The sequence below is a fragment of the Corallococcus aberystwythensis genome (assembly GCF_003612165.1).
GTDB classification, from domain to species: Bacteria; Myxococcota; Myxococcia; order Myxococcales; family Myxococcaceae; genus Corallococcus; species Corallococcus aberystwythensis.
Genome location: NZ_RAWK01000405.1, coordinates 1 through 6319 on the forward strand (window position 1 = coordinate 1; position 6319 = coordinate 6319).

At 72.0% G+C, this 6319-nt stretch carries 5 protein-coding genes; 1 reads left to right on the forward strand and 4 read right to left on the reverse strand.

The window, feature by feature from the left end:
• Positions 1-45: 45 nt before the first annotated feature.
• Positions 46-2439: a YfhO family protein gene (locus tag D7W81_RS38925; protein ID WP_147445789.1), complete on the reverse strand. Its 2394-nt coding sequence runs from the start codon at positions 2437-2439 to the stop codon at positions 46-48.
• Positions 2440-2578: 139 nt separating this feature from the next.
• Between D7W81_RS38925 and D7W81_RS38935 the strand changes: the two genes are divergently transcribed.
• A complete protein-coding gene (locus tag D7W81_RS38935; RefSeq protein WP_244227736.1) occupies positions 2579-3697 on the forward strand; it encodes an alpha/beta fold hydrolase in 1119 nt (372 codons plus the stop codon).
• Here D7W81_RS38935 and D7W81_RS38940 read toward each other — a convergent pair.
• The 3 genes from D7W81_RS38940 to D7W81_RS38950 form a co-directional block, all read right to left on the reverse strand.
• A complete protein-coding gene (locus D7W81_RS38940) occupies positions 3675-4844 on the reverse strand; it encodes a metallophosphoesterase (RefSeq protein ID WP_120560407.1) in 1170 nt (389 codons plus the stop codon). The two genes, D7W81_RS38935 and D7W81_RS38940, sit on opposite strands and share 23 nt — an antisense overlap.
• A gap of 83 nt (positions 4845-4927) precedes the next feature.
• Positions 4928-5512: a Uma2 family endonuclease gene (locus D7W81_RS38945; protein WP_244227737.1), complete on the reverse strand. Its 585-nt coding sequence runs from the start codon at positions 5510-5512 to the stop codon at positions 4928-4930.
• 87 nt (positions 5513-5599) lie between these two features.
• A complete protein-coding gene (locus D7W81_RS38950; protein WP_120560410.1) occupies positions 5600-6160 on the reverse strand; it encodes a Uma2 family endonuclease in 561 nt (186 codons plus the stop codon).
• Between the last annotated feature and the right edge of the window lie 159 nt (positions 6161-6319).

The window sequence follows — 6319 nt, forward strand, 5'->3', positions numbered from 1 at the left end:
CCCCCCTCCGGAGCGGGCCGTCGTGTTTCCGGGCAGCGTGAGGATTCAGCTCCGCGGCCGGCGCCGCGACACGGCCATCGCGGCGCCCAGCGCGCCCAGCGTGAGCGCGCCCAGCCACAGCCCGGGAACGAGCCCCGGCGTCCGGTAGCGCATCACCACCGTGTGACGCCCCGCCGGCACCGGCACCGCGCGCACCGCTACGTTGGCGGCGAGGATGGGCACGGGCTCGCCGTCCAGCGTCGCGGTCCAGCCGGGCAGATACGCGTCGTTGACGACCAGCACCGACGGCGCCGCGGCCTCCACCTCCACCGCGAAGTGCTCCGGCGACTCGCGTGAAACGCTCACGCCTCCCGTGCCGGACGCGGCCTCCACCGGCAGCGGCCCCGGGCACTCCACGATGGCGGTCCCGGACGCGGGCGGCTCGGGCGCCGTCATCCGCGCGAAGGCCTCATCGAGCGTCGCCACGCACTCCGGACGGGCCAGGTGGATCCGCGCGGGCGCCTGGGGATGCCCCAGTAGCGTCGTCCGGAAGAGCGACTCCTGCGCCAGCACCCGCGCGCCCGGAGGCAGCGCCCCGGGCAGCTCCTGCGTGCGCGTCACCGTGAAGGGCGTGGACAGGCGCGGCGCCAGTTCGAAAGGCCAGCGCCGGGAGTCCCCCATCAGCCGGAGCAGGCGCGAGCTTCGCCCCGGCAGGTAGCTGGCCGCGCTCTCGATGTCCCAGAACACCGACGTGTCCGGCGCCAGCACCGCCAGCTGCCCCAGGCTCAGCCGGTCCTTGAACTCGTAGCCGGCCAGCGGCGGTGCCCAGTAGCCCGTCACCCGCGTGTTCACCCGCACCGGCTCCCCCGGCGGCGCGGACGCGCGGATCCGCTCCGCGAACGGAGGGGGCGTCTCCAGCATCTCCGCCGGGGACACCTGGTAGAGCGGCCCGTTCTCCAGGAAGAGCGCCGCGCCCTGGAGCACCACCAGCCCCACCGCCAGCCGGGGCCGCCACGCCAGGACCGCGCACAGGAGCGCGAGCCCCGCCGACGTCGCCCCCATGCGCACCACGTTGTCCGACAGGCCCTCGATGGCCGCGGCGGGCGCCTCCGGCCAGTGCGGCAGCACCCAGCCCCGCGTCCACAGCCCGCCCACCGCCTCGCCCAGCACGACCGCCGCGCAGAGGGCCGCCACCGCCACGCCCGCGACGATGACCGCGCGCGGAGCGCCTCCCGGCCCCAGGCACCGCCGCCAGCCCAGCCCCGCGCCCACCGCGAGCCCCAGCACCAGGAAGGACCCCAGCTTCTCCGGGTAGCGGAAGGGCCGCCACAGCGGCAGCAGCTGATACACCCAGCCGTACACCGGCAGCGACGCGCCCAGCACCAGCGCCAGCAGCAACAGCCACGCGCCCACGAACACCCAGGTGCGCCGCTGCCGCCACGACGCCACCACGCCCGCCAGCGCCAGCACGCACGCGGGCGTCCCCACGTAGAGCGAGTCCACCCACGCGCGCGTGAAGCCCCTCATGCGGATGAGCTTCTGCACCACGACCTCGGGGATGCCGCGTATTCCGACCGGCTCCGTCAGGAACGGGCCCAGCACCAGCTCCCCCACCCGCAGCGGGTGCAGGGAGAAGTACTGGGCCTCCGCCAGCGACCGGGCGCCGGGCTCTCCCGACATCACCAGCCCCGCGGCGGGAAGCAGCTGAGGCGCGGCCAGCAGCCCGCCCGTGACCACCAGCAGCAGACACGCTCCCGCGCGGCGGGCCCACGTCCCGGGCGCCGTCACGGGCTCCGTCAGCGCCACCAGCACCCCCAGCGCCTGCGTGACGGCGAACGCCTGCGCATCCCCTCCGAACGCGACCAGCGCCAGCAGGCCGCCGCCCACCGTCAGCCGGACGGCGGAGGGACGCCGCACGAAGCGCAACACGCCCCACAGCGCGGCGGGAACGGTGCTCGCGGGCAGCAGGTAGGTAGGGTTGTTCGTGATGCAGACCAGGTAGCCGCTGAAGGTGAACGTCAGCGCCCCGAACAGCGCGCCCGCGCGGGGGACGCCCCACTCGCGCAGGAGCGCCGCCGTGCCCAGCAGCGCCACCGGGAAGCACAGCAGCACGGTGAGCTTCACCGCAGCGCCCAGGGGCAGCATCAGGTGCAGCAGCGTCGTGGGGTGGAACACGCCGGAGATGAAGATGGCGGGGAACGACTGCCCGAAGCCGTCGTAGGGGAACCAGTCGGGGAACTCGCCCCGCGACACGCGCGAGGCCCAATAGGCGCGCATCGGGTAGAAGGCCCGCAGCGTGTCGCCCGCCAGGAAGACGTCGCGCGTGAACGTCGCCCGGAAGAAGAACAACACCGGCAGGAGCAGCGACAGGCCTCCGAGCCTCCAGCGCCAGCCGGGCCGGACCTCGTCCTCCCTTTGGGGGGCTGCCTCGGGAATCGGTGCGCCAGGGTTCGCGTCCATGTGTGCGGGGCATCGTCGGTGACGCCCGCCCCCAAGCCAAGTGTCGTCCACCCACGCCCGGGCCACCGCGGGGTGGCCGCCGTCCCACCGGGCGCGCTACATGCCCGGGCTTCATCTCTTCCGGCACGAGGAACCTGGAATGCTCGCACGCACCTGGCGCGGGGTGACGAAGGCGGAGGACGCCGACACCTACCTGGCCTATCTCAACAAGACGGGCCTCACGCACTACCGGCGCACGCCGGGCAACCTGGCCGCGTACTGCCTGCGCAAGGTGGTGGACGGGCGCGCGGAGTTCCTCCTCGTCACCCTCTGGGAGTCCATGGACGCGGTGAAGCGCTTCGCGGGCGACACGCCGGAGCGCGCCATCTTCTTCCCGGAGGACGACCGCTACCTCATCGACCGGGACCTGCACGTCACCCACTACGAGGTCCCCTTCGCGGACGGCCAGGCCTTCGAGCCCCAGCGGCTCCGCTTCGACGACTTCCGCGTGGCGGGGGCCGCGGGGGACCTGCGGCTGGTGGACACCGGAGGCGGCGGGAAGGAGCTGCCCGTCGTCTTCGTGCACGGGCTCGCGGGCAACGCGTCCCACTGGCAGGCGCAGCTGGAGCACCTCTCCCGGCAGGGCCGCCGCGGCATCGCGCTGGAGCTGCGCGGACACGGCGGCTCCACCTTCCCGGAGCCGGAGGACTTCACGCTGGAGTCGCTCGCGGGGGACATCGCCGCCGTCGTGCGCGCGCTGAAGCTGCGGCGCTTCGTGCTGGTGGGGCACAGCATCAGCGGGGGCGTGGCGCTGGCGTACGCGGGGGAGAACCCCCGGCAGGTGGCGGGCCTGTTCCTGGTGGACCCCATGACGGACTCGCGCGGCTACCCCGAGGAGCAGGTGAACGCGTACCTCGCCTCGCTGGACGCGCCGGACGTGGCGCAGGCCGTGCGGCAGGACTGGGCGCAGATGGCCGGGCCGCGCGCGGACGTGCGCGAGCGGCTGCTGGCGGACCTGGACGCGACGCCGCTGTCCGCCGTGACGGCCGTGCAGCGCTCCAGCCTGCGCTTTGATTTGACGGCCGCGCTCGCGCGCTACCCGGGGCCGAAGTTCTCGCTCGTCGCGCCGGACAACGACACGCCGCAAAGCGTCCACCGGCTGGGAGAGGGCGTGGCGCACCAGGTGGTGGAGGGCGCCGGCCATTGGATCCAGCTGGACCATCCGGACGCGGTCAACGCCGCGCTGGACGCGTTCCTCACGAAGTCAGCACCAGCTTGACCAGCTCCGGGGGACTGCCCAGCCGCATGGGCGGTCCCCAGAAGCCGCAGCCCCGGCTGACGTAGATGTGTGAATCGCCCTGCCGGTAGTGGCCAGCGGAGTGCTCCCAGCTCAGCCCGATGAGCGCCGTCATGGGGAAGAGCTGGCCGCCGTGGGTGTGGCCGGAAATCTGGAGGTCCACGCCCTGCGCCGCGGCCACCTTGAAGTTGGCGGGCTGGTGCGCGAGCAGCACGGCGGCGCGCTCCGGGTCACGGCCCGCGAGCGCCAGGTCCAGGTCATAGCCCTTCTGTCCCAGGCGCCGGCCGCCGTGCCAGTCATCCACGCCCACCAGGTCGAACGCGCCGCCCGCGTCCCCGATGCGCACGTGCCGGTTGCGCAGCGAGGGAATGCCCAGCGAGCCCAGGTGGGCCACCCACGCCTCCGCGCCGGACGAGTAGTCGTGGTTGCCGGTGACGAAGAAGCTTCCGTAGCGCGCATGGAGGTTGCCGAGCGCCGCGACGAAGCCGCCCAGCCGCGGCACGGTGCCATCCACCAGGTCGCCGGTGATGGCGACAAGGTCCGGCCTCAACGCGTTGGCCCGCCGCACCAGCTCGTCCATGAAGCGCCGCTGGATGAAGGGGCCCACGTGCAGGTCGGTGAGCTGCACGATGCTGAAGCCCTCCAGCGAGCGGGGCAGCTTGGGGATGCGCACCACCAACTCCGTGACCTCCGGAGCGGTGAACGCGCGCCAGCTGCCATAGCCCGCCAGCCCCCCACCCAGCGCAAGCGCCCCGCCCGCGGTCGCCTGCGACAGGAAGCGCCGCCGCTCCACATCCACGGAGGGCGCGGCGGGAACGGGACGCAGCCGGCGTCCCAGGGCGAGCACGGCCCGCCCCACGTCCAGCCCCGCGAGCGCGAGCACCAGGCACAGCGCCACGCCCATCCACGAATAGGACACCAGCTCCACGACGTCGCCAGGGGCTTCCGGAAGCGTGCGCTGGAGGTACCGCCGCGCAATCAGCACCAGTGTCATGACGCCCAGGACAAACGCGGCAACGAGCCGGGGCCCGCGGCGAGACGTGAGGTTCCACACCAGCCGCCGGAACAGGTACAGGTGCCCGAGCACGGCACCCAGCGCGATGAGGAGCGAGAACGGAGACAGCGGCATGTGCCCAGCCTCCCGCGCCTCAAGCCCGCGCGCACCTGAATCCGTGCCCGGCCGGCCGCCTTGAAAGGAACCGGACGTCGTCGTCAGCCCAACTCGTCCCAGAGCACGCCGAGCTTCAATGCCACTGCCTCGAAGGGCTCCGCGTGCACGAGGCCGGTTCCGGAGAGGGTCGCCAGTTGCACGTACTGCCCCGCTTCCAACCGGAACACCTCCAGGGTGCGAAGGACTGGATCAATGAACCAGACATGGCGCACACCTTCGCGCGCATACACCGGAAGCTTCACTTCGCGGTCCACGAGCCGTGTCGAGGGCGAAAGCACCTCGCAGACCCAGTCTGGCGAAAGGGCAAGGGCCGCGACCTGGGGCGCCTGCGGGAGCCGTTCACGCCGCCAGCCCGCCAGGTCCGGAATGAGGACGTCCTCTCCCAGATGGAGTTCGGGCTCGAGAACGATGTACCAGCCTCCCGGTCCTCCCAGTCCGAAGACAAAGGGATTGCTCAGGAGCCCCATCAGGAATGAAGCCGCCGTGAGATGGGGGAATGCCGGCCGCGGGCTCGCATACAGCTCCCCCTCGACAATCTCCCCCACAACCCCCTCCGGGAGTGCCTCCAGGTCCGCGTAGGTCGCGGGTTTCTTTCCCATGGATTCCCTCCACTCCTCGCCGCCCATCACTCTATCCATGAACACGAGAGCTAGCACGCCCGTCTGACGTGCAGGGGCGGACGAGAATTCCTGGACCCTGGAGGTCCCATCCCTTCAGCTCACCGTGCGGCCCCAGATGAACGCGAGGTCCAGCTCCACCGCGTCGAAGGGCTCCGCCCGCACGGGTGCAGCCCCGGAATGCGTGAGCAGAACCTCATACCTGCCGTCCCGCAGGCCGAATACCTCCAGCGTGCGAGTCCGAGGATCCATCAACCAGACGTGCCGCACGCCCTCGCGCGCGTACACCGGCATCTTCGCCTCGCGGTCCAGCTTCCGGGTGGACGGAGACAGCACCTCGCAGACCCAGTCCGGCGCAAGCGTTATCGCCGCGGTGTCGGGAACGAAGGGCATCCGTTCCACCCGCCATCCCGCGACGTCCGGGACCAGGACGTCCTCCCGGAAGTGCAGTTCCTGCTCGCCCAGGAACAGCCAGCCTCCGGGCCCACCCCTTCCCCGCTCGAAGGGGCCCATGAGCTCTCCGCCAAGCCGGTGGGCCACCACGGCATGCGGCGCCGCCGGCCGTGGGCTTGCATACAGCTCCCCTGCGACGATCTCCCCCACGACATGGTCGGGAAGCGCCTCCAGGTCCGCATAGGTCGCAGGCTTCTTTCCCATCACGTTTCCCCAGTCCTCGCCGCCCGTCACTCTATCCATGAAGGCGAGAGCTAGCACGCCCGTCCGACATGACAGGGCACACGTCCAGCGCCCTACCCTACACATCTTCCCGGCCCAATTCCCTGCCCCATCGCCGCCCGGTGGTTAAGAGGCCCGCAT

Coding starts and splice junctions, on each gene's coding strand:
- D7W81_RS38945 (WP_244227737.1), bottom strand. CDS start 5,512: ATGGGCGGCGAGGAGTGGAGGGAATCCATGGGAAAGAAACCCGCGACC.
- D7W81_RS38925 (WP_147445789.1), bottom strand. CDS start 2,439: ATGGACGCGAACCCTGGCGCACCGATTCCCGAGGCAGCCCCCCAAAGG.
- D7W81_RS38950 (WP_120560410.1), bottom strand. CDS start 6,160: ATGGGAAAGAAGCCTGCGACCTATGCGGACCTGGAGGCGCTTCCCGAC.
- D7W81_RS38935 (WP_244227736.1), top strand. CDS start 2,579: ATGCTCGCACGCACCTGGCGCGGGGTGACGAAGGCGGAGGACGCCGAC.
- D7W81_RS38940 (WP_120560407.1), bottom strand. CDS start 4,844: ATGCCGCTGTCTCCGTTCTCGCTCCTCATCGCGCTGGGTGCCGTGCTC.